Annotated in this window: 22 protein-coding genes and 1 tRNA gene; 10 read left to right on the top strand and 13 right to left on the bottom strand. The window is 66.3% G+C overall.

Annotated features, from left to right (window positions below; genetic code table 11):
* Nucleotides 1-20: 20 nt before the first annotated feature.
* The 5 genes from DFR29_RS14735 to DFR29_RS14715 are packed head-to-tail and all read right to left on the bottom strand — an operon-like array spanning nt 21 to nt 5,513.
* Nucleotides 21-1,646 (bottom strand): acyl-CoA carboxylase subunit beta, encoded by a 1,626-nt coding sequence (locus tag DFR29_RS14735; protein ID WP_133819379.1) that lies wholly within the window; start codon nt 1,644-1,646, stop codon nt 21-23.
* 8 nt (nt 1,647-1,654) lie between these two features.
* Nucleotides 1,655-2,827: an acyl-CoA dehydrogenase family protein gene (locus DFR29_RS14730; RefSeq protein WP_133819378.1), complete on the bottom strand. Its 1,173-nt coding sequence runs from the start codon at nt 2,825-2,827 to the stop codon at nt 1,655-1,657.
* 33 nt (nt 2,828-2,860) lie between these two features.
* The gene (locus DFR29_RS14725; protein WP_133819377.1) at nt 2,861-3,721 is read right to left on the bottom strand and encodes an SDR family oxidoreductase; all 861 of its coding nucleotides are present in this window, start codon (nt 3,719-3,721) and stop codon (nt 2,861-2,863) included.
* A gap of 9 nt (nt 3,722-3,730) precedes the next feature.
* Nucleotides 3,731-4,588, bottom strand: a complete 858-nt coding sequence (locus DFR29_RS14720) for a beta-keto acid cleavage family enzyme (RefSeq protein ID WP_133819376.1) — start codon at nt 4,586-4,588, stop codon at nt 3,731-3,733.
* 40 nt (nt 4,589-4,628) lie between these two features.
* Nucleotides 4,629-5,513: an SDR family oxidoreductase gene (locus DFR29_RS14715; protein ID WP_133819375.1), complete on the bottom strand. Its 885-nt coding sequence runs from the start codon at nt 5,511-5,513 to the stop codon at nt 4,629-4,631.
* A 135-nt stretch (nt 5,514-5,648) separates the two neighbouring features.
* Here DFR29_RS14715 and DFR29_RS14710 point away from each other — a divergent pair, with 135 nt between their 5' ends.
* On the top strand, nt 5,649-6,317 hold the full coding sequence (locus DFR29_RS14710) for a TetR/AcrR family transcriptional regulator (RefSeq protein ID WP_133819374.1): 669 nt from the start codon (nt 5,649-5,651) through the stop codon (nt 6,315-6,317).
* Nucleotides 6,318-6,357: 40 nt separating this feature from the next.
* On the opposite strand, the gene DFR29_RS14705 is transcribed toward DFR29_RS14710, so the two are convergent.
* Nucleotides 6,358-6,912 (bottom strand): DUF2058 domain-containing protein, encoded by a 555-nt coding sequence (locus DFR29_RS14705; protein WP_133819373.1) that lies wholly within the window; start codon nt 6,910-6,912, stop codon nt 6,358-6,360.
* A gap of 79 nt (nt 6,913-6,991) precedes the next feature.
* On the opposite strand from DFR29_RS14705, the gene DFR29_RS14700 reads away from it, so the two are divergent.
* Nucleotides 6,992-7,489: a M48 metallopeptidase family protein gene (locus DFR29_RS14700; RefSeq protein WP_133819372.1), complete on the top strand. Its 498-nt coding sequence runs from the start codon at nt 6,992-6,994 to the stop codon at nt 7,487-7,489.
* A gap of 182 nt (nt 7,490-7,671) precedes the next feature.
* Here the strand turns inward: DFR29_RS14700 and DFR29_RS14695 are convergent, their stop codons facing one another.
* The 4 genes from DFR29_RS14695 to DFR29_RS14680 all read right to left on the bottom strand — a co-directional run bounded on the left by DFR29_RS14695 (nt 7,672) and on the right by DFR29_RS14680 (nt 10,525).
* Complete coding sequence (locus DFR29_RS14695; protein WP_133819371.1) at nt 7,672-8,307, bottom strand: GNAT family N-acetyltransferase; 636 nt, start codon at nt 8,305-8,307, stop codon at nt 7,672-7,674.
* Between the two features lie 451 nt (nt 8,308-8,758).
* A complete protein-coding gene (locus tag DFR29_RS14690; RefSeq protein ID WP_133819370.1) occupies nt 8,759-9,871 on the bottom strand; it encodes an NAD(P)-dependent alcohol dehydrogenase in 1,113 nt (370 codons plus the stop codon).
* Nucleotides 9,872-9,911: 40 nt separating this feature from the next.
* Nucleotides 9,912-10,232: an alpha/beta hydrolase gene (locus DFR29_RS29670; protein ID WP_208113600.1), complete on the bottom strand. Its 321-nt coding sequence runs from the start codon at nt 10,230-10,232 to the stop codon at nt 9,912-9,914.
* A gap of 217 nt (nt 10,233-10,449) precedes the next feature.
* Nucleotides 10,450-10,525, bottom strand: a tRNA-Ile gene (locus tag DFR29_RS14680).
* A 126-nt stretch (nt 10,526-10,651) separates the two neighbouring features.
* Here DFR29_RS14680 and DFR29_RS14675 point away from each other — a divergent pair.
* A complete protein-coding gene (locus DFR29_RS14675; protein ID WP_133819369.1) occupies nt 10,652-11,383 on the top strand; it encodes a lysophospholipid acyltransferase family protein in 732 nt (243 codons plus the stop codon).
* 347 nt (nt 11,384-11,730) lie between these two features.
* On the opposite strand, the gene rpoD is transcribed toward DFR29_RS14675, so the two are convergent.
* Both rpoD and dtd read right to left on the bottom strand, forming a co-directional pair.
* The gene (gene rpoD, locus DFR29_RS14670) at nt 11,731-13,596 is read right to left on the bottom strand and encodes an RNA polymerase sigma factor RpoD (protein ID WP_133819368.1); all 1,866 of its coding nucleotides are present in this window, start codon (nt 13,594-13,596) and stop codon (nt 11,731-11,733) included.
* A gap of 101 nt (nt 13,597-13,697) precedes the next feature.
* The gene (gene dtd / locus DFR29_RS14665; RefSeq protein ID WP_133819367.1) at nt 13,698-14,141 is read right to left on the bottom strand and encodes a D-aminoacyl-tRNA deacylase; all 444 of its coding nucleotides are present in this window, start codon (nt 14,139-14,141) and stop codon (nt 13,698-13,700) included.
* 83 nt (nt 14,142-14,224) lie between these two features.
* Between dtd and DFR29_RS14660 the strand changes: the two genes are divergently transcribed.
* The 7 genes from DFR29_RS14660 to DFR29_RS14630 all read left to right on the top strand — a co-directional run bounded on the left by DFR29_RS14660 (nt 14,225) and on the right by DFR29_RS14630 (nt 22,778).
* Entirely contained in the window at nt 14,225-15,121 is an 897-nt protein-coding gene (locus DFR29_RS14660; protein ID WP_133819366.1) for an LpxL/LpxP family acyltransferase, read from the top strand.
* Nucleotides 15,122-15,266: 145 nt separating this feature from the next.
* Nucleotides 15,267-16,385, top strand: a complete 1,119-nt coding sequence (locus tag DFR29_RS14655; RefSeq protein ID WP_133819365.1) for an AAA family ATPase — start codon at nt 15,267-15,269, stop codon at nt 16,383-16,385.
* The gene (locus DFR29_RS14650) at nt 16,382-16,795 is read left to right on the top strand and encodes a bpX5 domain-containing protein (protein ID WP_133819364.1); all 414 of its coding nucleotides are present in this window, start codon (nt 16,382-16,384) and stop codon (nt 16,793-16,795) included. The genes DFR29_RS14655 and DFR29_RS14650 overlap by 4 nt, the downstream gene beginning before the upstream one ends.
* Nucleotides 16,796-16,797: 2 nt before the next feature.
* Nucleotides 16,798-18,597 carry a hypothetical protein gene (locus DFR29_RS14645; RefSeq protein WP_133819363.1) on the top strand — a complete coding sequence of 600 codons (1,800 nt, stop codon included), beginning with the start codon at nt 16,798-16,800 and terminating at the stop codon, nt 18,595-18,597.
* Nucleotides 18,594-21,239, top strand: a complete 2,646-nt coding sequence (locus tag DFR29_RS14640) for a bpX6 domain-containing protein (protein ID WP_133819362.1) — start codon at nt 18,594-18,596, stop codon at nt 21,237-21,239. The genes DFR29_RS14645 and DFR29_RS14640 overlap by 4 nt, the downstream gene beginning before the upstream one ends.
* A 215-nt stretch (nt 21,240-21,454) precedes the next feature.
* On the top strand, nt 21,455-21,916 hold the full coding sequence (locus tag DFR29_RS14635) for a hypothetical protein (protein ID WP_133819361.1): 462 nt from the start codon (nt 21,455-21,457) through the stop codon (nt 21,914-21,916).
* Between the two features lie 52 nt (nt 21,917-21,968).
* Entirely contained in the window at nt 21,969-22,778 is an 810-nt protein-coding gene (locus DFR29_RS14630; RefSeq protein ID WP_133819360.1) for a hypothetical protein, read from the top strand.
* A 35-nt stretch (nt 22,779-22,813) separates the two neighbouring features.
* Here DFR29_RS14630 and DFR29_RS14625 read toward each other — a convergent pair whose 3' ends face one another.
* Nucleotides 22,814-23,464 (bottom strand): response regulator, encoded by a 651-nt coding sequence (locus tag DFR29_RS14625; RefSeq protein WP_133819359.1) that lies wholly within the window; start codon nt 23,462-23,464, stop codon nt 22,814-22,816.
* Nucleotides 23,465-23,467 lie beyond the last annotated feature (3 nt).

Raw genomic sequence — 23,467 nt, 5'->3', positions numbered from 1 at the left:
GCGTCGGTCTCCGCCATCGGCTACAGCCTAGCCACGCCGAAACTGTTCGGGCGCAGCACACGCGCCCGCGCTTCGCGACAAATGGATAAGGTATACGCCAGCACGCGCCGCGTATCGCGCGGATCGATCAGGCCGTCGTCGTACAGCCGCGCCGTGCCGGCCAGCGGATGCGAATCGCGCTCGAACTGCTGCACGATGCCGGCCTCCATCGCCGCCAGCTGCGCTTCCTCTTCTGCGCTGGGCACCGTGCCGGCCTTGGCGAACTTGTCGCGGCCGACCATGCCCATGACCTTGGCTGCCTGCTCGCCCCCCATCACCGCCGTGCGTGCATTCGGCCAGGCGAAGATGAAGTCCGGATCGAAGCCCCGCCCGGACATGCCGTAGTTGCCCGCGCCGAAACTCGCACCGATCACCACGGCGATACGCGGCACGCGCACGTTGGCCACTGCCTGGATCATCTTGGAGCCGTGCTTGACGATACCGCCCTGCTCGGATTCCGAGCCGACCATGAAGCCCGTCGTATTCATCAGAAATACCAGCGCGATGCCAGCCTGGTCGCACAGCTGCAGGAACTGGCCGGCCTTGGCGGCGCCGTGCACGGTGATCGGTCCATTGTTGCCGACGATGCCCACCGGCATGCCGTGGATCGTGGCGCGGCCGCAGACAGTCTGGCCGTCGTACTCGGCCTTGAACTCGAGAAATTCCGAGGCATCGACCAGGCGCGCAATCACTTCGCGGCAGTCGTACGGCTTGCGATAGTCCACCGGTACCAGGCCGCAAAGTTCGTCGCCGTCGTACAGCGGTTCGCGCACGCTGGCTGTGGCAAACGTGGGCCGTGCGGCATTCCAGTCCAGGCTGGCCACAATGTCGCGCGCCCTGCGGATCGCATCGGCATCGTCTTCGGCCAGGAACTCGCAGGTACCGGCGTGGCGGCCATGCATGTCCGCGCCGCCCAGCGTTTCGTCGTCGGCAATCTCGCCTGTTGCCGCCTTCAGCAGGGGCGGGCCGGCCAGGAATACCTTGGCCTGCCTGCGCACCATCACCACGTAGTCGGACAGGCCGGGCATGTACGCACCACCCGCCGTGCTGGAACCATGCACCACGGCAATCTGCGGAATGCCCGCAGCCGACAGGCGTGCCTGGTTGGCGAAGATGCGCCCGCCGTCGATGAACATCTCGGCCTGGTACAGCAGATTCGCGCCACCGGACTCGATCATCCACAGCAGCGGCAGTTTCTGCTGCAGCGCGATTTCCTGCATGCGCAGGCTCTTGCGCATGCCCCAGGGCGTGACCGTTCCGCCTTTGATCGCGCTGTTGGACGCCGACAGCAGGCAGCGCACGCCGGCAACATAGCCGATGCCGGCAATGGTGTTGCCACCGGCCAGCGAACCGTCCTTGTCGTCGTGCTGGCGATAGCCGGCCAAGGTGGAAAGTTCCAGAAATGGCGAGCCGCGGTCGAGCATCAACCGGACACGCTCGCGCGGCAGCAGCTGCCGGCGCTGGCGGAACTGCGCCGCGCGCTCGGCTTCGCTGTCGCGCACCTTGCCTTCGGCAGCACGCACTTGCGCCAGGCAGGCGAGCATTTCATCGCGGTTGCGCTGGAACGCTGCTGCCGCCGTGTCGATGCGCGAGTCGATCGCAGTCATGGCGGCACCTATTTCCTGCCGGGCAAGGTGCCCATGAGCTTGCAGATGATGCCCAGCATCACCTCGTCGGCGCCGGCACCAATGGAGGTCAGGCGCGCGTCGCGATACAGCTGCGCCAGCGGGCTTTCCCACATATAGCCCATGCCGCCCCAGTACTGCAGGCAGCTGTCGGCCACTTCGCGCACCAGGCGGCCGGTCTTGAGCTTGCACATGGAGCCGAGCTTGACCACCTCGGCCGCATCCGGATCGGCGATATACAGCTCGGTCGTGCGATAGACCAGGGCGCGCAGCGCCTCGATTTCGGTCTGCAGTTCGGCCAGGCGGAAATGCACGACCTGGTTGTCGAGGATGCTGCCGCCGAAGGCCTGCCGTTCGCGGGTATAGGCGATGGTGTCCTCGATCGCCTGCTCCATCGACTTCAGGCTGACCGCGGCGGCGAAGATGCGCTCTGCCTGGAACTGCTGCATCTGCATGGCGAAGCCCTGCCCTTCCTCGCCGATGCGATAGCGCTGCGGCACGCGCACGCCGTCAAAGAAGATCTGCGCCGTATCCGACGACCATTGCCCCAGTTTGTGCAGCTTCCTGGCGCGCACCACGCCGGGGCTATCCATGGGCACGACGATCAACGACTTGTTGCGGTGCGCAGCGGCATCGGACGTATTCGCCAGCAGGCAGATCCAGTCGCACTGCATGCCGTTGGTAATCCACATTTTCGTGCCGTCGATGATGTAGTCGCCGCCGTCCTTGCGCGCGAAAGTCTTCAGTCCGGCCACGTCGGAGCCCGCGCCCGGCTCGCTCACGCCGATCGCGCCGACCGTGTCGCCGGCAATCGCCGGCGCAAGAAACTCGCGCTTCAGCGCATCGCTGCCGAAGCGCGCCAGCGCCGGCGTACACATGTCGGACTGCACGCCGATGGCCATGGGCACGCCGCCGCAGCGCGAGCGGCCGAGTTCTTCGGCAAAGGCGACGGCGAACGAATGATCGAGTCCACCGCCGCCGTAGTCGACCGGCCGCGTAATGCCGAGCAGGCCCAGATTGCCGAGCTTCTTGAACAGCGCATGCGCCGGAAACCGCTGCGCTTCTTCCCACTCTGCGACATGCGGATTGATTTCCTGCGCGACGAAACGGGCAACCGTTTCGCGCAATGCCAGATGTTCCGGTGTGGAAATGAAGGCAGACATGGCCAGCTCCCTCAGGCTATCGATGCACGCCGTTCAGACCAGGATGCCGGCCGGCGGCGGCATGTTGTCGGGCACGAACAGATCGATCTCCAGTTCCTCGTCGCCGGGCTGGACGCGGTAGCCGCGCAGGTCGGTGATGCCCGCCTCGGCCAGCACGATGTCGTCGATGCAATGCTGGCCCGTGAATTCGCGACTGTTGCGCACCAGGATGGCATAGGCTGCATCGGCCATGATTTCGGGCGTGCGCGCCCGCGGTACCAGTTGCATGGCGCCTGGAATCGCCTGCAGCGCGACCGTGGCGATCAGGGTGCGCGGCCACAAGGTATTGAAAGCGATGCCATCAGCCTTGAACTCCGCCGCCATCGCCATCGCGTACAGGCTCATGGAAAACTTCGCCACCGAATAGGCGGCATGCGCGGCGAAGAACTTCGGCGACAGATCCAGCGGCGGCGACAAGGTCAGCACATGCGGATTCGCCGCTTTCTTCAGGTGCGGCACGCAGGCGCGGGAAACGAAGAAGGTGCCGCGGGAATTGACCTGGTGCATCAGGTCGTAGCGTTTCGGCTCGGTGTGCAGGGTCGGCGTCAGGCTGATCGCGCTGGCGTTGTTGATGCAGATATCGATGCCGCCGAAGGTTGCCACGGCCTGGGCGACGGCAGCCTCGATCTGCGCCTCGTCGCGAATGTCACAGACCAGTGGCAGGGCCTTGCCGCCGGCCGCGACGATTTCCTCGGCCGCGCTATGGATGGTGCCGGGCAGTTTTGGATGCGGGTCCGATGTCTTGGCCGCGATCACGATATTTGCGCCGTCGCGTGCGGCGCGCCTGGCGATGGCCAGGCCGATGCCGCGCGATGCGCCGGAGATAAACAAGGTCTTGCCGTTCAGAGGGCTCATGCGTTTTCCTCAATGGACAATGGCAGCGCGGGCTTCGGCTGGCGAGGCGATCTCGCGGCCGCACTCGCGCGCAAGTGCGACGATGGCGTCGATCAGCGGACCGTTGCCCGTGGTGCGCGTGCCATCGGGCAGATAGAACGTGTCTTCCACGCCAGTACGCAGGTCGCCGCCGAGTTCGGCCACCGTGCGGTGTACGCGCCAGACTTCTTCGCGGCCGATCACGATGCCCTGCCAGCGCGCGCCCTGCGGCAGGTATTTCATCAGCACCTGCAGCAGATCCGGATCGGCCGGCATGCCCGAGGCCACGCCCATCACCAGGGAAACATGCAGTGGATCGCGCAGCAGGCCGACCTGGCGGAACATGCCGATGGAACGCAGTATGCCCACGTCGAAACACTCGCATTCCGGCACGATGCTGTGTTCGTGCATCGCGGCGAGATAGGCTTCGATCTTTTCCACCGGATTGTCGAACAGCATCGGCTTCCAGGCCCATTCGCCTTTCGACGTGGTCTTCAGGTAGTTCAGCGAGCCTGCATTCATCGCCGCCATTTCCGGCTTGCTGCGGGCCAGACAGGCCAGCGGGCCGGCAATGTCCGGGCCAACTGTACCTGTGGAAAAATTAAGAATGACGCCGGGACAGGCCGCGCGTATCGCCTGCGCGATCTCGTCGACCGCTTCCGGATCCCAGGTCGGCAGATGGCCCTTGCCCGGACGCTGGTCGCGGAAGTGCACGTGCATGATGCTGGCGCCGGCGTTGTAGGCATCGCGCGCGGATGCCGCCATTTCTGCCGCGGTAACCGGCACCGGGTGCTGCTGCGGATCGGTCAGCACGCCGGTAAGACTGCAGGTGACAATGGCTTTGTTCATGGACTGGCGTTCGTCGCTGATTGAAATTGAGCCAAGAAATTCATGGCGCATCGCCCAGCACGCGCGGCCGCTGCGCGCGGTGGAAGCCGCGATACGGCTTGCTGCGGTCGCTGGCCGGCAAGGGATAGGCCTTGGGATTGAGGCTGCTGCCGCCGTCGATGCGAATGCAGCTGCCGCTGATGAAACTGGCCGCTTCCGACAGCAGGAATACGATGGCCGCGGAAATCTCGGCCTCTTCGGCCAGGCGCTGCAGCGGCGAAATGCGGCTCAGGCGCGGAATGACGACAGCGGCGAAGCTGGCGTCGTAACTGTCCAGCCCCGACGAGGCCACATAGCCCGGCGCGACCGCATTCACGCGCACGCCGGCCGCGCCCCATTCGATCGCCGCCGTCTCGGTGAAATTGAGCATGCCCGCGCGGGCCGCTCCTGAATGCCCCATCAGCGGCATGCCGCCCCACATGTCAGCCAGCATGTTCACCATGCTGCCGCCATGCTGCTTCATGTGCTGCACATAGACTTCGCGCGCCACCAGGAAACCGCCGGTGAGGTTGTTCGCCACCACCGCTTCCCAGCCCTTCTTGCCGATCTGTTCCAGCGGCTGGGGATACTGGCCGCCGGCATTGTTGACCAGGCCGTCGAGCTTGCCGTGTTCGCGCAGGATGGCCGCGACTGCTTGCCTGACCGCCTCTTCGTCGCGGATGTCGAAGGCGATGCAGGCAGCCTTGCCGCCGTCTTCGCGAATCTCCGCTGCGGTTGCGTCAAGCTTTTCCTGGCGGCGTCCGCTGATGATCACCTGCGCGCCCAGGCTGGCCAGCTCGTGCGCGGTCGCGCGGCCTATGCCCGAACCGCCGCCGGTAACCAGGATGTGCTGGCCGGCGAACAGGTCGGGACGAAAGATGGATCGATACTTCTGCGCTGCACTCATGGCTGCAAGCCGCCTGCCGGTCTGTGTATCGGGCCCGCAAGGGATACGCCCAGTTAGACACGGTGTCAAGACAAACTGGCCTATACTGCGCCTCGTCCGGCGCGCCGTTTCCGTGGCCGGCGAGGAGAATGCACGATGGCATCGGTTACGCGCCGCACCGGCGAACGGGGCAGCGAACGCCGCACGGCGATGGAAGAAAACCTGCAGCAAGCCATGCAGCGCCTGCTGCAGAACGGCAGCAGCTTCACCCAGGTCAGCGTCGAACAGCTCGCGGCCGAAGCCGGCATCTCGCGCGCCACTTTCTACCTGCACTTCCGCGACAAGGGCGAGCTGGTGGCGCGACTGATGGACCGCGTCACTGCCGAGATCATCGAGGCCTCGGTACTGCAATCGCCCGAGACCGTGACGCGGGAAGAACTGAAGAAAACCATCAAGGCCGTGGTCAACGTCTATCTGCGCCACTACGCCGTGATGGCGGCCATCGTCGAGACCTCGGCCTACGACGAACAAGTGGCCGCGCTGTTCCGCGCCATGATGGAACAACTGGTCGACGTGAACCGGCGCGCCCTGCAGCGCCTGAAACAGGCCGGCCGGCAGCAGGCCGACCTGCCCACACAAGTCGCCGACGTGATCACCTGGGCCTTCGAACGCAGCTGCCACCAGCTGATCCACGGGCGCAAGCCGGCCCAGGTCACGGCGGTGATCGAGGCCTTGACCCACGTGATCTGGACGGCGGTCTACGCGCCGGGGCGGGAAGGCCGGGCAACGACCGGCTCGCCCGGCAGTCGCAAGCAATCACTATAGTTTCAATGGAAAAATAGCAATTTACTTGTCGTGGGCGCAGTCACCAGATCAAGTCGTCAGGCACCTTGAACTGGGCGTAATACGCATCGTCTTCGGAAGTTGTAGCCGCGGGCTCGGCACTCGTGCCCTGGCCATGGTCGAGCACGATCATGGTGGCGTCGCGTTCCCGCACCTTGTCGGCGGCCATGCGCGGCAACAACTCGAAGCGATCGCCCAGGCGTGCGATCACCAGCACACCGGAAGACAGTTTCTTGCGCAGATCGTCGTTCACCAGCAAGGTGCGGATAGCGCCGTCCACGCTGAAGCGGTACTCGCTCTCGCCCGCGCGCGGCACTTTCCTGTCCTCGATGATCTGCCGTGCCTGGGCACGCAGCTCAGCGATGCGAGCCTGTGCCTTGCCCTGCGCAGCAAGCGCGCGGTCGCGCTCGACCTTCTCGGCCCGTGACCGCTCAGCCTCCAGCTGGATTTCGTTGGGTACGGGCGGCCCCTTGGAGTGCCGGGCCTTGTTCTGCTCGCGTGCCACTTCGGCCAATTTGGACTTCTTGACCAGGCCCGCCTTGAGCAGCTGTTCCTGAAGAGGGTTCGCCTTTGCCATTGTCGCCGTTTCGCGCTGAGGATTTCCGGCCCATCATACCTGCCGTCCCCGCCACCCGCTCGCCTCCCTCCCGCCGATCATGAACACGCTGAAGTACCTCGCCGGCTATCCCCTGCACCTGCAGACGCGGGTACATGAACTCATCGAGCAGGGTCGGCTGGGCGCGATGCTGGCCGAAAAGTACGGCCAGCCGCATACCGTGCGCAGCGACGGCCAGCTGTACGACTATGTACAAGCGCTCAAAGACCGGCACCTGAGAAAATCGGTGCCGCTGGGCAAGGTGACCTACGACGCCAAGCTGCAGGTGATGAAACACGCACTCGGCACCCACACGACCATCTCCCGGGTACAGGGCAGCAAGCTCAAGACCAGCCGCGAGATTCGCATCGCCAGCGTATTCCGCGATGCGCCCGCCGAATTTCTCAAGATGATCGTGGTGCATGAGCTGGCACACCTGAAGGAAGCCGAGCACAACAAAACCTTCTACCAGCTATGCACGCACATCGAGCCCGACTACCACCAGCTGGAGTTCGATGTGCGGCTCTATCTGACGCATCTTGATATGGAGCAGCGGTAGCGATGTTGCCCCGCTTTCGTGGGTACACATTTTTTTGAGAAACGCAGTCCAGCCTGCACAAGACCGGCCGCCGTGCCCGACGGCATTTCGTCGGCAGATGGCCAAGCTGGTGCGTACAGGCCGCCGTTACCAGCCAGACCAGCGCGCTCGTCACTGCAGTGACGCCGGTAAATTGAGCCTGTTCAACTTTCCGGAATGGTTGCAGCAGCGAATGGGGCGAGCGCTGTCCAACCCAGGTTCGCATAGAGGCTGCGGCCGTCTCCTGTCGCAACCAGAAGCTGCGGGCTTGCAAGGGATTTTCTCGCGGCGCCAAGCGCGATCATCACCGCGACACCCAACCCTTTCCGCCGGTGATTCTGCGCAGTTTCGATTCGGTCGTAGATAAACACATCGGCAGTTTCCGCCGCGCATCCGCTGGCGGCCAGATCGCCATCCGGTGCGATGATGCAGGCGCGAGTCACAGGCCCGGCCTGATGAAGCTCCATCCTGTATCCATTCGGCAAAGGCTTTGCATCGAGGGTTGCCGCTGCCGCAATCATGAAATAGTTCGCCGGCTGAACTTCCCAGCGAGCTGGCAGTGCACTTCGCAGTTCCTCGTCAGAGCCGCACAGCTTCAAATAATGTCGCGGAGCCGTAATCTCATGGGCGATTGCGCGCAATCCATCGCAGGACTGCGGGAATACCCAGCGCTTCGTTTCCTTTTCCGAATGGGTATCTACCCGGAAGCCGCCGCGGTCGTGGACAGGGGGCGGTGAGCCTCGGGCGATGGAATGTGCCGCCTGCCAGGCGAAAACGAGTTTTGGGTCGAGATAGGACATGGTCATAACTGATCGTATGTGGTGCTCAGATGGGATGAGTTTTCCGGCGACGACACATGCGGTGCCTGTTGACTCTCGGCCGCGGCGCTTCCGTGATTTCTGACTAAAGCAACCCGCTGTCTCACGAGCCAAGACGATGGCCGTCGGGCAGGACGAAAGAATTCACGGAAAGACTACTGTTCCTCGAGATGGAGCAGCGTTAGCGTTTGCCGCGCCGCTGCTTGATGTTGCGCGCATAGGGACTATGCGGCTCAGGAATACATCGTTGCGACCGCATGCAACGGTGGCCGGTTCGGCGATCACGAGACAGGACATGACGCCGAACCCTGCGATGCGGAGGAGATCTTCACCGATCTGCCCTGGGGTCTTCTCCAGCTGTGCACGCCGAAGGACCGAGCCCACCAGGGGTGGATACGGATACGGGATGTAGCGGATCCGCCGGTGGTGCGCGTCAGAAAACGATGACTGGCTTGATGGTGACGCCTGCGGCGGAATCCTCGAACGCCTTGTTGATCTCATCAAGCCTGTAGGTCTTTGCAAGCCTTTCCGCCGGAAAATGACCCTGCTGCCATAGTCGGATGAGGCGCGGAATGAAGACCTGGGGCACCGAGCTGCCCTGGACGATCGTCTTGAAGGTCCAGCCGCGCACAAGCGACTGACCGATTTCGAACGGTGCCTCGGTGCCCGGCTTCGCGGCACCAACCAGGGCGAGCGTGCCGCGGACGCTCAGCGCCTTCGCGAGTTTTGTCAGTACCTGCGGCACGGCCGTCGTGTCGACGATGTAGTTGACCCCGCGTCCTTTCGTCACCCGCATTAGCTCGTTCAGCGTGTTGGCGGTACTCGCGTTGACCGTATGGGTGGCGCCCAGCGCTCTTGCGAGTTCCAGTCGCGCTTCGTGAAGATCGATGGCGACGATCGTGGTCGCTCCCGCAATCCGCGCGGCCATGATTGCGGCGAGCCCGACCGCGCCGGTTCCCGAGACAGCGATCGACGAACCTGCCGGCGGGCGCAGCTCGTTGAAGATCGCACCGGCGCCGGTCTGTATCCCGCAACCAAAGAACGCGACGGCTTCGAGCGGAACGTCCTTGGGGACAGAAATGATGGAACTCTCAACCACGTTCGCATGGGTCGCAAATGCCGACTGGCCGAAGAAATGAGAGGAGATCGTTTCGCCGTCCGCAGATGACAGCGCGGTAGTGCCATCGGACGTCCGGCAACCACCGAAATCCTCGGCGAAGACGTTCTCGCAGTACGCCACTTCCCCCGACCGGCACTGCGTGCAGTACGTGCAGTACGCGGCCGACATCACCACGTGATCGCCGGGCTTGACCGTGCGAACAGCAGCGCCGACCTGTTCGACGATGCCTGCGCCCTCATGGCCAAGAACCGCGGGCAACGGGGTGGGATAGATGCCGTCGCGCACTATGGCGTCGGTATGGCAGACGCCCGTTGCCACGAGGCGGACGCGGACCTCGTTTGGCCGGATGTCGTCCAGCTGCAGCGATTCGATGGTGAAGGGCTGCTTGTGGGTGCGGACCACGGCGGCAGTGATCGTTGTCGTCATGTCTACTCTCCTTGAGATGGCGCGGGCCGGTCAGCTGGCATCATGGATTGACGGACAGGGTTCGTCGACCAGACAGCGCCGATCGGCGGGCCTGCTGGGACATCGCGCGTTCGAACCCTGCGGAGAAATACACCGGCATCGCCGGTGCGATGCCGTGGTCGCGCAGTGAGCCCATTCGACGGAGCGCCTGGCGTCGTCGCTTCATTGACCGATGAACGCACGAACACGCGTCCGAGGCATCGCGCCTGACCAGCTGCAATTCGATCTCCGGCAGGATGCGGCCGGCAAGCACCCCGAATCCGCTGACGAGTTCAGGTCGGCTCAAGGCGACGGCGGCGCTCATGATGCCGCCCTGACGCATGGAGCCTCCGGGGAACACGGGGCGGTTCAGAGCCTGCCGAGCGCAACAGTGACTTGCATCAAGCGGACCCGCAAAACACCGGTCGAAGCGACCGCCAGACATCGAAACTCAACACTCCTACGGCAACGGTAGAAGACGTTGAGAACGGTGCGCTAAACGAGATGGCCAACCTCTGCTTGCATCCACAAGCACGCACATGCGACGCAAGCGATTTGAATGGTGGGCCCACACGGATTTGAACCGTGAACCAAAGGATTATGAGTCCTCTGCTCTAACCGTTGAGCTATAGGCCCGGCGAGACGGCGGCGCAGGGCTTGAGCCCGGGCCGCGGACCCGCGATTCTACAGGGCTATGGGGAATTCGTCGCCAGTCCCGCCACTGCGGCAGACTGTGCGGCGGACATCGAGGGGAAGGGTGCAATGTGGATCTCGCGCGCGGGTTGGTCCGTGCTCAATATGCTGCAGCTGATTTTTACCCTGGCCTGGACGGCGGGCCTGATCGGCGTGGCCTTCGTGGTGCTGCTGGTTACCCGCCAGCGCCGCCTGCCGCTGCGCATGGCGGCGCGCTGCTGGGTGCCGGGTCTGCTGTGGGGCTCGGGGGCGAAGCTGGTGGTGCGCGGCGTGGACCGGGTGGACTGGACGCGGCCGCATGTTGTGGTGGCGAATCACCAGTCGATGATGGATATCTGCGTGCTGTTTCGCGCGATACCGGTGCCGCTGCAGTTTCTGCTCAAGCAGGAGTTGTCCCGATTGCCGCTGGTCGGCGCTTATGCCAAGGCCATGGGCATGATCTTTGTCGAGCGCAGCAGCGCACGCGAGGCGACCAAGCGCATGCGCGAGGCGGCGCAACTGGTGAAGGCCGGCGCGACGCTGTGTGTGTTCCCGGAAGGCACGCGCAGTCACGATGGCGAGGTTTTGCCGTTCAAGAGCGGCGCTTTCCAGATTGCGCTGGATTCGGGCGCCGATGTGGTGCCGGTGGCGATCGAGGGCTCGGGCAAGGTGCTGAGCCTGGGCGGCCTGTTCCGCGTGCGGCCGGGCACGATCACGGTGACGATAGGTGCGCCGCTGCGCACCGTGGAGATTGCGGACCGGCAGCTGCTGGCGGCGCAGGCACGGGAAAGCGTGGTGGCGTTAAAACGCGAGGCGGCTTGAGGGGGTTCGGTGCCGAGTGATTGGGCAGCAGGGGCCGTCCCTGCCCGGCTCGGCCTGCCATGCGCTCCAGTCGGGCGGTAGCGGCGCTCGCTTGAAGAAGGCTTTGTTTCTTCAGGGCTGAGGCCAACACCATCCCCATCCCGGTTTTCCGCTTGAAGGGGAAGGAGGGGTTCCGGCCAGTCTCTTGCTCGCCGTTGATTCCATCCAAACTGCAGCGCCACTTCTTAAGGCAGCGGCTGGCGCAGAACAACTCCGCCCAACAAAAAACCCTCCCCTTTGACAGGGAGGGTTTCGGTTACGACTTCGGCCACTACCGGCGTGGTGTGCCGCCTAGTGCAGAATGCTGCTTATTCCAGATCGAGGAACGAACGCAGCTGTTCCGAACGACTGGGGTGGCGCAGCTTGCGCAGGGCCTTGGCTTCGATCTGGCGGATGCGCTCGCGAGTCACGTCGAACTGCTTGCCGACTTCTTCCAGGGTGTGGTCGGTGTTCATGTCGATGCCGAAGCGCATGCGCAACACCTTCGCTTCGCGCGGGGTCAGGCCGGCGAGCACGTCGCGCACGGTTTCCGACAGACCGGTGCTGGTGGCCGATTCCACCGGCGAGTCCACGTTGGTGTCTTCGATGAAGTCGCCGAGATGGGAATCCTCGTCGTCGCCGATCGGGGTTTCCATGGAGATCGGCTCCTTGGCGATCTTCATGACCTTGCGGATCTTGTCCTCGGGCATCTCCATCTTCTTGGCCAGTTCTTCGGGCGTGGGCTCGCGGCCCATTTCCTGCAGCATCTGGCGGCTGATGCGATTGAGCTTGTTGATCGTCTCTATCATGTGCACCGGGATGCGGATGGTGCGTGCCTGGTCGGCGATCGAGCGGGTGATGGCCTGGCGGATCCACCAGGTGGCATAAGTGGAGAATTTGTAGCCGCGGCGGTATTCGAACTTGTCCACGGCCTTCATCAGGCCGATGTTGCCTTCCTGGATAAGGTCGAGGAACTGCAAGCCGCGATTCGTATACTTCTTCGCAATGGAGATGACCAGGCGCAGGTTGGCCTCGACCATTTCCTTCTTGGCGCGGCGGGCCTTGGCCTCGCCGATCGACATGGCGCGGTTGATTTCCTTGATATCGGGCAGGGACAGGAACAGGCCCTTCTCGATGCCGACCAGTTTTTCCTGCTCGCCGACGATCTCGTCCTTGTGCGCGCGCACGCCGGACGACCACTTCTGCTTCTTGCGGATCAGTTCCTCGGTCCAGTCGAGGTCGATTTCATGGCCCGGGAAGGCGCGCAGGAAATCCTTGCGCGGCATCTTCGCGTACTTGACGCAGAGGTCCATGATGATGCGTTCGTGGTTGCGGATGTTTCCGACAACATCGCGCAGCTTCTTGACGAAGCTGTCGATCATGATCGCCGGCAGCTTGAGCTTGAGGAAGCCTTCGGCCATCTGCTCGCGCAGCTTCTGTGCCTTCTTGTCGGCCAGGCCGTACTTTTCCGCGGATTTCTGGAATTTGCCGTAGGCCTGGCGCAGTTCGTCGAGACGGCGCGCCACTTCCTGCGGATCGGGACCGGTTTCGCCCGGACCGGCTTCTTCGCCTTCGGCGCTTTCGTCTTCCTCGTCCTTGCCGGCGGGCGCCGCGGCCGTGTCGTCGGCCTCGAGCATTTCTTCGCTGATGGCAGGCTGCGGTTCTTCCACGTCGGCGAAGCCGGCGATGACTTCGGACAGGCGGCGCTTGCCTTCAATGTGCTGGTCGTATTCCTCGATCAGCAGCTGGATCGACCAGGGGAAGCTGGCCAGCGCGGTCTGCACCGCGTTGAGGCCTTCCTCGATGCGCTTGGCGATGGCGATTTCGCCTTCGCGGGTAAGCAGTTCCACCGTGCCCATTTCGCGCATGTACATGCGCACGGGGTCGGTGGTGCGGCCGACTTCGGCATCGACGGCGGCGAGGATGGCAACGGCTTCCTCGGTCGCGGTTTCGTCGTCGGCGACGGCAGAGGGAGCGTCCTGCGGCAGCATTTCGCCTTCGGGTGCGGTTTCGTGCACCTCGATGCCCATGCCGTTGATCATGCCGATGATGTCTTCGATCTGTTCCGGATCGACGATATCGTCGGGCAGGTGGTCGTTGACTTCGGCGTAGGTCAGGTAGCCCTGCTCGCGCCCCTTCACGATAAGGAGCTTCAGGTCGGACTGCTGGTCCTGGGTGGTGTTCTCAATGGCCATGGGGGCTCGGCTGGAGGCAAAGACTGTCAATTATAGGAAGCCTGTCAAGGAAGGCCCTGGACCTGGCTCGCAGGCATAGCGTGCTGTGGCGTACAGAACGCTCAGGGAACTTCGAGGCGGAAGGTCACGGGGCCGTCGTTGACCAGGTGGACTTGCATATGGGCACCGAAACGCCCGGTTTCCACCCCGGACGAGTGGGTTTTCCGGGCCAATTCGACCAGTCTGTTGAACCAGCGTTCGGCTTCGGCCGGCGCGGCGGCGCGGGTGAAGCTGGGGCGCATGCCCGAATCGGTATCGGCGGCCAGGGTGAACTGCGACACCAGCAGCAGGCCGCCGGCGGTATCGGCCAGCGAACGGTTCATGCGGCCGGCTTCGTCGCCGAACACGCGATAGCCCAGCAGGCGCTGCAGCATGCGTGCCGTCTGCGCCTCGCCGTCGCCGGGCTGTACCGCAACCAGGGCCAGCAGGCCCGGGCCTATGGCGCCGACCGTACTGCCGTCTACGTCGACGCGCGCCGAGCTGACGCGCTGGATCAGGGCGATCATGGCTGGTCCGGGACAATGAGGGGACGCGATGGTGCGAAAGCATGGCCAGCCGGTCAATCCGGCCGGTACCATCGGCGGTTCGCATGTCTACCTCACTCGCCATTCTGTATTTCCTGTTGCGCCTGTCCGGGCGGCTGCCGCTACGCCTGCTGCATGGACTGGGAGCACTGCTGGGCCAGCTGTTCTGGTGGTCCGGCAGCCAGCTGCGCCACCATACCGAGGTGAATCTCGCCCTGGTGAATACGCAATTCGATGCCAGTCAGCGTCAGGCCACGGCGCGCCGCACGCTGCGGGAAACCGGTAAATCGATTACCGAGATCGCCAAAATCTGGGGCGCCGGGCCAGAAACGGCGCTGGCGCTGGTGCGCGAAGTCGATGGTGAAGAACTGTTTCAGGCCGCGCAGGCCTCTGGCCGCGGCCTGATCGTGGCGGCGCCGCACCTGGGTTGCTGGGAGCTGCTGAACTTCTGGCTGTGCAGCCGCACCGACCTGGCCATCGTCTACCGGCCGCCGCGCAACCCGGCGCTGGAACCACTGCTGGTCAAGGCCCGCGGCGCGCTCAAGCCCGAGCAGGTACGCGCCGAAGGTGCCGGCGTGCGCACGTTGTACAAGCGGCTGCAGGCCGGCGGCACCGTCGGCATCCTGCCCGACCAGCAGCCCAAGCAGGGCGACGGCGAGTTCGCGCCGTTCTTCGGCGTACCAGCCCTGACCATGGTGCTGGTGTCGCGCCTGGCCCAGCGCACCGGCGCGACCGTGCTGTTTGCCTTTGCCGAGCGCCTGCCCCGGGGCGGTGGCTATCGCATCCGCTTTCGCGCCGCTCCAGCGGAGATCGGCGCGGAAAACCTGCATACCGCCGTGAGTGCACTGAACCAGGGCGTGGAAGCGTGCGTACGCCTGGCCTTCGAGCAATACCAGTGGCACTACAAGCGTTTCCAGTTCCGCCCCGATCCGCACGAGCCCAATCCGTACTGGCGCGGCTGAGGTGTTCGGGGTCTGCTTGCCGCGACGGTGATGCGGTGACGGCCCCTGTACTGACCGGGTTTCGTCGCGCAGCGCCCTGGCTCACTGCCGTCCGGCAGCGCCCGCAGCATGCGCCGGTTTTTGTTCCGATTGCGATTGCTTATCCATGCCTAACACCATTCCAACGGCCGCCGCGCGCCTGCGCGAGCTGGCCCACTCCGCCACAGCCGGGCTGATCGGCCGCGAACAACTGGCCGAACTCATCGTATTGGCCGCGGTAGCGCAGGAACACTTGCTGATCATCGGCCCGCCCGGCACGGCCAAGAGCGCGGTAGTACGCCGCGTGGCCCGAGCGATCGGCGGGCGCTATTTCGAATACCTCCTTGGCCGCTTCACCGAACCCAGCGAGCTGTTCGGCGCCGTCGACCTGCGCAAGCTGCGCGAGGGCACCGTCGAGACCGACGTCAGCGGCATGCTGCCCGAAGCCGAGGTGGCTTTCCTGGACGAGGTTTTCCTCGGCTCCACCGCCATCCTGAATACCCTGCTCGGCGTACTCAACGAACGCCGCTTCCGCCGCGGTCACACGCATATCGCCTGTCCGCTGCGGGTGTGCGTCGGCGCGGCCAATGCGCTGCCCGAGGACGACTCGCTGGCCGCGTTCGCCGACCGCTTTCTCATTCATGTGTTCATCGATGCGGTGCCCGATCACCAGCTGGAAGCGCTGCTCGCCGGCGGCTGGGCGGCAGAGCAGCAGGCGCCGGGCCATTGCGCCGACCTGGCCGACCTGGACCTGCTCAGCCAGCGCGTGCTGCAGGTGCAGATGGAGGGCGTGCGTCCGGCACTGGCCAATGCGCTACGCCAGCTGCGCGGCGCGGGGCTGAACCTGTCGGACCGGCGCATCGTCAAGGCGCAGCGGCTGATCGCCGCGGCCACGGTACTGGCCGGGCGCGAAGTGGCGCAGGCGCAGGATCTGTGGCCGCTGTTCTATGTACTGCCGACGCGCGAAGCGCAGCTGGCGGCGCAGGATGTACTGCGCGACAGCCTGGCTGCGGCAGCCAATCCGACCTTGCGCGCGGCGGTCGAAGCCGCTTCGCTGCAGCCGCCTTCGCGGATCGCCCGCCTGGCCGAAGCGGCGCAGCACTGCCTCGCCGACGAAGCGATCGAGGCCGGCCGCGTGGAAGCGGTATTGCGCGAGATCGATGCGAATTTCGCCACCGGGGCGCTGCCGGCGGAACTGGCCGCGCTGCGGCGCAAGCTGGCCGTGCTGCTGGCCAATCTGGGATGAACTGGTCGTGGCAGGCCGAAGCCGAACCGCCGCCGGCCCAGGCCGTACTGGCCTCGGGCGCGGCCGCGCGCGAACTGCATCGCCTGGCGATGGCGCGACTGGACCAGGCCGGCACCGACTGGCTGCTGGCGGCGCATGCCGATCTGCTGCTGCTCTGCGGCAGCAGCGACACCTTGCCCTGGTGCGAAGGCGCGATCTATGCCGCGCCGCGGCCGCATTGCCCCAGCCTGTGGCTGCCGACGGCGCAGCGTCCGGAAGTGGCGCTGGACCTGCTGCAGCACGCAATCCAGCAACGCCATGGCCGCCGTGCCTACCTGCTGCTGCCGGCGCCGGCGCAGATCGTGCCGCTGGACCGGCTGCAGCCGGCCAGCGCCGAGCTGCTGGCGGCCATCGCCGCACGCTGGGCCTGAACGTGCAGCACCTGCCTTCGCCGCTACTGCCCTGGCGCCAGTACCTGGCCTGGTTCGACGACGAACTGGCGGCGGCACTGGGCGACCTGCTGCGCCGGCTGCAGCCGCTGCTGGCACCGCTGCACGCGCGGGAAAGCCGGGGCGACGCCATTCCCGACGGCATCGACGACCTGCGCCGGCGCGGCAGCTACGAACGCCTGCTGCTCAGCGAATGGGCGCTGGCCGAGGCCGAACCGGACGAGTTCCTGCGCCGCGCGATTGCCGGTGAACACGTGTTTCTCAGTCCGCGCCTGGTGCGGCCGCGCAGCAGACTGCACATTGTTGCATTGTTCGACAGCGGCCCCGGCCAGCTCGGCGCACCGCGCCTGGTGCAGCTGGCGCTGGCGATACTGCTGGCCCAGCGCGCCGAACGCCTGGGCGCCCAGTTCGGCTGGGGCAGCCTGCAAGGCAGCAGGACAATGCACGGGCTGAGCCAGGCCAGCGATCTGCAACAGCTGCTGACGCAACGCCAATGGCAGACGGCGGACGCCGACATGGCGGCGTTCTGGCGCGTAGAACTGGCGCACTTGCCGCAGGCCCCGGCGGAATGCTGGGTGGTATCCGACCAGCCGCAGGAACTGCCCGCTACGCATACCGTGCAGCTGCGCCGCTGTCTCGACGGCAGCGTCGCGCTGTGCATGGCCAGTGCCCGGGCGCAGCGCGAGGCGGTGCTGCCGCCGCTGCCGCCCCGCGCCGCGGTACGCCTGCTGCGCGGCGAATTCACCGGCGTGGCGGCAGCGCGCAAGGCCGCCGTGAAGTCGGCCGGCCATCGCATTGCGCTGACCCAGCCGCCGCTGCTGGACCGCAGCGGCCAGCGCCTGGCCGTAGCGCTGCTCGGCGGCAACGAATTGCTGCTGGTACAGCTGTCCGACCGCAGCGGCGCCGCGGCAAGCCTGTCGTCGCAGCAATGGCGCCGCAATGCCAGCCTGATCGGCGCTGTCTTCAACGATGGCCGCATCGGCGGCGTGTTGTCTGTCGACGGTCATCTGCGCGGCTGGAAACTCGGCGGTTTCAAGGCCTGGTCGCGCCCCCCGCCGGAGGAATTCAAAGCAGCCACCGGCCAGGGCCGCTGGCTGCGCGGCCTGCTGCAGTCGCCGATCGGCAACGCGCAGGCTGGCAATCGCCTTCTACTGCTCGATCACGCGGGTAACCTGGCCGACTGGACCTCGTCCTGGCCGCGCGGCGCGACAAACCACGCCACGGCGCTGACGCGCCAGGTGCTGGCCCTGCACGATGCAGCAACCGACCAGGCCATCGTGGCGATCGCCGGCGCCGGACAGATCGAACTGCAGCACATCCCGCTGCAGGGGCCGCGCAAACTGCTGGCACGCACCTCGACCGTGCATGCGGCCGACACGGCCTTCCTGGCCGGGCGGCTGGAGGACGACGGCTGGAACGGCAGCTGCGCCTACGCAAGCCTGCGCGGCAGCAACGGCCCATCGCACTGGAAATTGCTGCATTATGCAAAAGGCAAATTCCAACCGGGCGAAGCGAGCACGCCCGAGCAGGTACGCATCGTCGGCCTGGCGGTCAACCCGCAGGCGCCGCAGACCTACGCGCCGCTGGGGCTGGATGCGTCCCGGCGCCGCCTGCACGTGTATACGCCGCAGGCGCAGGAGATTCATCTGTCCGACGTGGAGATCCAGCATGCCGCGTTATCGGACAACGGCGAACGCGTAGCCCTGATCAATGCCCGGCGCGAGCTGCTGCTGATCGACGTGGCCTCGCAGCGCCTGCTGCTGCACCTGGGCAGCGACGCATGAACAGCCCGGTACGCCAGCCGCTATGGCAGGGCCACCAGCGCGTGGCGGCATTGTGGTTCGATGCGCAGTTGTATACCGCAGCGCAGCGCGAACAGCTGCTGCTGGCCGCCTGGCAGCCGCGGGCCCAGGCGCTGCGCTTGAACGCGGGCGACCTGCTCTGCTTTGCCCAGCCACACTGGCGCGATTGCGCCCAGGGCCAGGGCCTGCCGCTGTGCCGCGTCGACGGCACCCTGCTCAGCGGACCGCTGCGCGACGACGAACGCCGCAGGCTCGCCGGAGCCGACCTCGGTCTGATCGGCGGCGCCCAGGTACAGGCATTGCGCCTGAGCGACGGCGTGCCGCTGGATCTGTCGCGGCATATCGCATTGAACGACTACGCCCTGCACGAAACCTTCGAATTCGCACCGGCGCCGCGGGAACGCACGCCGCCGCCGATGGGCAAGGCGCTGCGCGACATCCTCGACAAGAAAATTCCGCCGCCCAGCGCCGGCGTGCAGAAATTCTTCCAGTCCCTGCGGCAGCGCCAGTCCGCCCATGCGCCGCGCAGGCCCGGCCTGCTGCAACGCGCGCTGGGCTGGCTGGCGCGCACCGCCTCAGACACCGCCACCCCGCCGCACGATGGCGGCGCGCTGGCACAGCGGCGCAGCAAGTCAGTGCCCCAGGCCTGGCGCCACTGGCTGGCAAAGATGGCGACGCTGAGCGGCGCGGCCCGCCTGGTCGGCTGGCGCCAGGGCATCTATCTGCGCCGCCTGCTGGACCTGTTCGACAGGCAAGACCTGGACGAAGCGCTGCGCCATGCCCTGCCGCTGGACGGCAAGGCCGACGCATCGCTGGGCCAGTCGTTCGGCGCGCCGGGACGGCGGACGGAATTGAGCCTGAGCAGCGGCCTGGGCGCGAGTACCGGCATCGGCCTGCCGGCGCAGCTGCGCGAACACCTGCGCCAGCTCTACCGCCAGGCGTTCCAGCGCCTGGACCGCGCCGGCCGCGTCGACGAAGCTGTATTCGTACTGGCCGAGCTGCTGAACGCGCGCCAGGAAGCGCTGGACTATCTGCTGCGCCACGACCGCGCCGTGCAGGCAGCGGAACTCGCGCTGGGCTGGGACATGCCGGCGGGCAGCATCGTGCGGCTGTTGCTGCTGGCCGGCGACACGCGCCGCGCGCTGCTGGTGGCGCGGCGCGACAACGCGTTCGCCGACGCGGTGGCGCTGCTGCAGGACAGCCATGCGGAACTGGCCGGCGAACTGCGCCGCGAATGGGGCCGCAGCCTGGTCGTGCGTGGCGAATGGCTGCTCGCCGTGGATGCGGTCTGGCCGCTGGCCGACATGCACGACGAAGCCACGCGCTGGCTGACCGCCGCCGAAGCCGCCGGTGCCGTATTCGGCGCGCGCGCCCTGGTACAGCGCGCCATCGTGCTGCCCGATTCGCTGGCCCGGCAGGCGGCACGGCTGGATACGCTGGCCGACCCGGCCAGCGCGCCGGCCGAACGTGCCGCTGTTGCGCAGATGCTGCTGGCATCGCCGCAACAGAACGAAGCCTTGAGTCGGCTGACTGCGCTGCTGCTGCCGGCGCTGGCTGCCGATCGTGCACAAAACCAGAATTCCCTGAGTGGAAAAGAGCTGGACCGGCTGCGTACGCGCGCCCGCGACCGCGTGCTCGACGCCGATCTGCCGGGCTGGCAGCTGCCGCATGCGGGCACTGTCCAGCCACTGCTGAAACGCAAGAGGCCACTGCTGGTGCAGCCGCCTGCCGCCGGCCTGCACGGCATCAGCGACGCAGCGTTCCTCGCGCCCGGGCGTTATCTGGTCGCCCTCGGCGAAATCGGCGCCGCCGTGGTCGATGCCAGCGGCCAGACCCTGCAGCGCTATGCGGTGCCGGCGCATGACCTGGTGATGGCCGACAACGGCCGTGTCGCCCTGGCCGTTGCCCGGCGCGAGAACCGCATGCGCGTGACCCGGCTGGACCTGGTCAACCAGCGCATGAGCGACCTGGGCGAGCTGCCGCTGCAACGCTTCAACCGGCGTTTCGACGGCCTGCGCTGGAGCGTCTGCAGCAGCCGCGAGATCCAGCAGCTGGATACCGCCAACAGCGAGCTGAACGTGCTGTGGCAGGTGGAAACGCCGGGCCTGATCGGCGTGGTCAGCTTCGACGGCGACAACGAAAGCTACCTCGTGCACACGCCGCAGGGTTTCGAGCACTGGTGCTACGAAGGAACGCAGCGGCGCCTGGCAGTGCGCCAGCGCGTCGATCCCGATCCACAGCAGCAACCGCTGCTGTTCCGCCGCGCAGTGCGGCAAGCCGCGCTGGAGCGCGATAGCCAGGGCGCACTGCAGCTGCGCTACACGAACTGCCCGGCGCCGCCTGCACCGGCAACCTTCGCCCTGACCGACCCGCTGGCCGCGGTATCGCATTGCGCCAACCTGCTGCTCGACAGCATGGTGCTGGCCGCACTGAGCGGCGGCGAGGCGCTGCACTACCGGATCTTCCGCTTCGACGATCCGCAATGCGTGCTGCAGCTGGACTGGCCGGGCCCCACCGCCCAGGTCTGCCATCGCGGCGCGCAGCTGCTCTGGGTCGATGGCCGCGGCCGCCTGCTGCATCTGGACATGGATACGCAACAGGTCTGTTCCTTTTCCCTGCGCTGAGCGGGGCCAGGAATCCTCGGACCTGCGCCCGCTCCCTGCGTGCAGACGTTTCGACGGCGGTCGTGGCGCTGGCGCAGCGGAAAAGTGACGCGGTACTGAGGAATTCTTTCCCTACCCCCTGAATGCGGGGTACGGAACTGCGTCACATATTTCTACCATTCCCTGCATACGGCAGCGTTTCGCAATCGAGCGCTGCTGCTCACAGGGGAAATCCGATGGCTATGCCACTGAGCCTGCCGGCCAACCGGCCGCAACGGGCGTTGTCGCGCCGAATCCGCCGCGCCATGGGTGCCTTGCTGCTGCTCGCCGCTGCGGCGCTGGCCGTGTATGCCGTTGCCGGCCTGCGCGAGCCGCGCGGCGACAGCGAGGCCATCGGCACGCAGACGCGCTTCGACTACGTGGCGGTATTTGCTGCCGGTACCAGCGCCGCCCAGGTCGAACACTGGCGCGCCCAGGTGCTGCGCGTCCACGAAAGCGCCTGCCTGCAGCGGCATGCCTGCATTGCCCGCAGCCTGCGCGCGGCCGAACTCGGGCCGCAGCGCCAGTTCGCCCTGGCCTTCGACCTTATGCACGACGCGCCGCCGAACGAGCGTGCCGCCCTGCTCGCCGCGGCGCAGCAGGCCATACCGGGTGTGCGCCTGGTGGCCGGCAGCAGCCTGGCCCGGGCCGTCGACTGAATTCCTTGTGTTCCCTAACGCCGCCAGCGCGGCCCGTGTTTCTGGAGATGTCATGCGTAACCGCTTTCGCCTGATTGCCGCCGTTTCCCTGCTGGTCTGCGCCAGCGCCAGCGAGGCCGTGTTTACCAACGGCGGCTTCGAACAAAACAGTTTCGCCGGCTGGACCCTGGGCGGCGGCACCAATCCCGGCCTGGCCGGCGCTCCGCCCTTCACCGGCGCCAGCGTGCAGATCAACCCAGGCGCCACCGGTCCGGCCAGCCTGGTCGGCGCCACCGCCGATCCGCGCGCACCGGGCATCGTCCTGCCCCGCGTCGGCCGCTATACCGCCAAGATCAACGACGAAGGCACCAACGCCATCGTCACCACGCTGCGCCAGACCGACACCGTCACCGCGGCCGACATCGATCCGGCCGACGGCCTGCCGCACCTGCGCTTCTCGTTCGCACCGGTGCTGGACGATCCGTCGCACTCGCCGGAAGAACAGCCGTACTTCTACGTCGTGGTGCGCAACGTCGCCGACAACAGCGTGCTGTTCGAACAGTTCGCCTATTCCGGCCAGCCCGGCGTCACCTTCCAGCAGGGCACGGGTACGTGGAAATTTCTCCCTTTCCAGAATGTCGATGCGGTGCTGCCGGCCGGCACGGTCGGCCAGCAGATCGAACTGACCGTGATCGGCGCCGACTGCTCGCTCGGCGGCCACGCCGGCTATGTCTACGTGGACGGCTTCGGCTCGGCCCAGGTCGGCGGCGGCGCGGGCACGGGCACGCCGGCGGTGCCGGTGCCGGCACTGGATCGGCTGGGCATGCTGCTGATGGCGCTGCTGCTGGCCGGCTGCGGCTTGTTCAGCTGGCGCCGCGCCTGAGCAACGACGGCTGAAGCCGCGGCCGCGCCGCGGTTTCAGTAATTGACCAAGCCGCGCCGGGTGGCTTCCAGCGCGGCCTCGGCGCGCGAATTCACGCTGAGCTTGCGGTAGATCGCCTTGAGATAGCCGGCCACGGTATGCCGCGACAGATCGAGCAGGCCTGCCGCCTCGGCCAGGGTCAGGCCCTTGGCGATCAGGCGCAGCACATCGGTCTCGCGCGCCGTCAGCACTTCTGCGGCGGCAATCGGCGCGGGCTGCGGCAAGGGCTGGAAATGGCGCAGCAGGCGCCGCGCGATCGATGGCGACAGCGGCGGCTGGCCGGCCGCGATGCCGCGCAGCATCTCGGCCAGTGCCTCGTGCGACTGGTCCTTCAGCACATAGCCTTCGGCGCCGGCGCGCAGGGCCGGAAACAGGTGCGCGTCGTCATCGAACACGGTGGCGACGATGCACAGGGTCTGCGCCGATTTCGCGCGCAAGGCTTCGATCAGCTGCACGCCGCTGCCGTCGGGCAGGCCCAGGTCGATCAGGGCCAGCGGTGGCGGCGGATCAATCAGGCCCAGGCCTTCGGCCAGGTTGCTGGCCTGCTGAACCTCGATACCGGGAAAGGCCAGATCGAGCGCACGCCCCAGCCAGGCGCGGCTGCCGGCGAGATCGTCCACGACCAGGGCGCGTTGCGGCATCGTCATGCG

The organism is Tahibacter aquaticus, assembly GCF_004363655.1.
Lineage (GTDB): Bacteria > Pseudomonadota > Gammaproteobacteria > Xanthomonadales > Rhodanobacteraceae > Tahibacter > Tahibacter aquaticus.
This window is presented reverse-complemented; position numbering and strand designations above follow the sequence as displayed.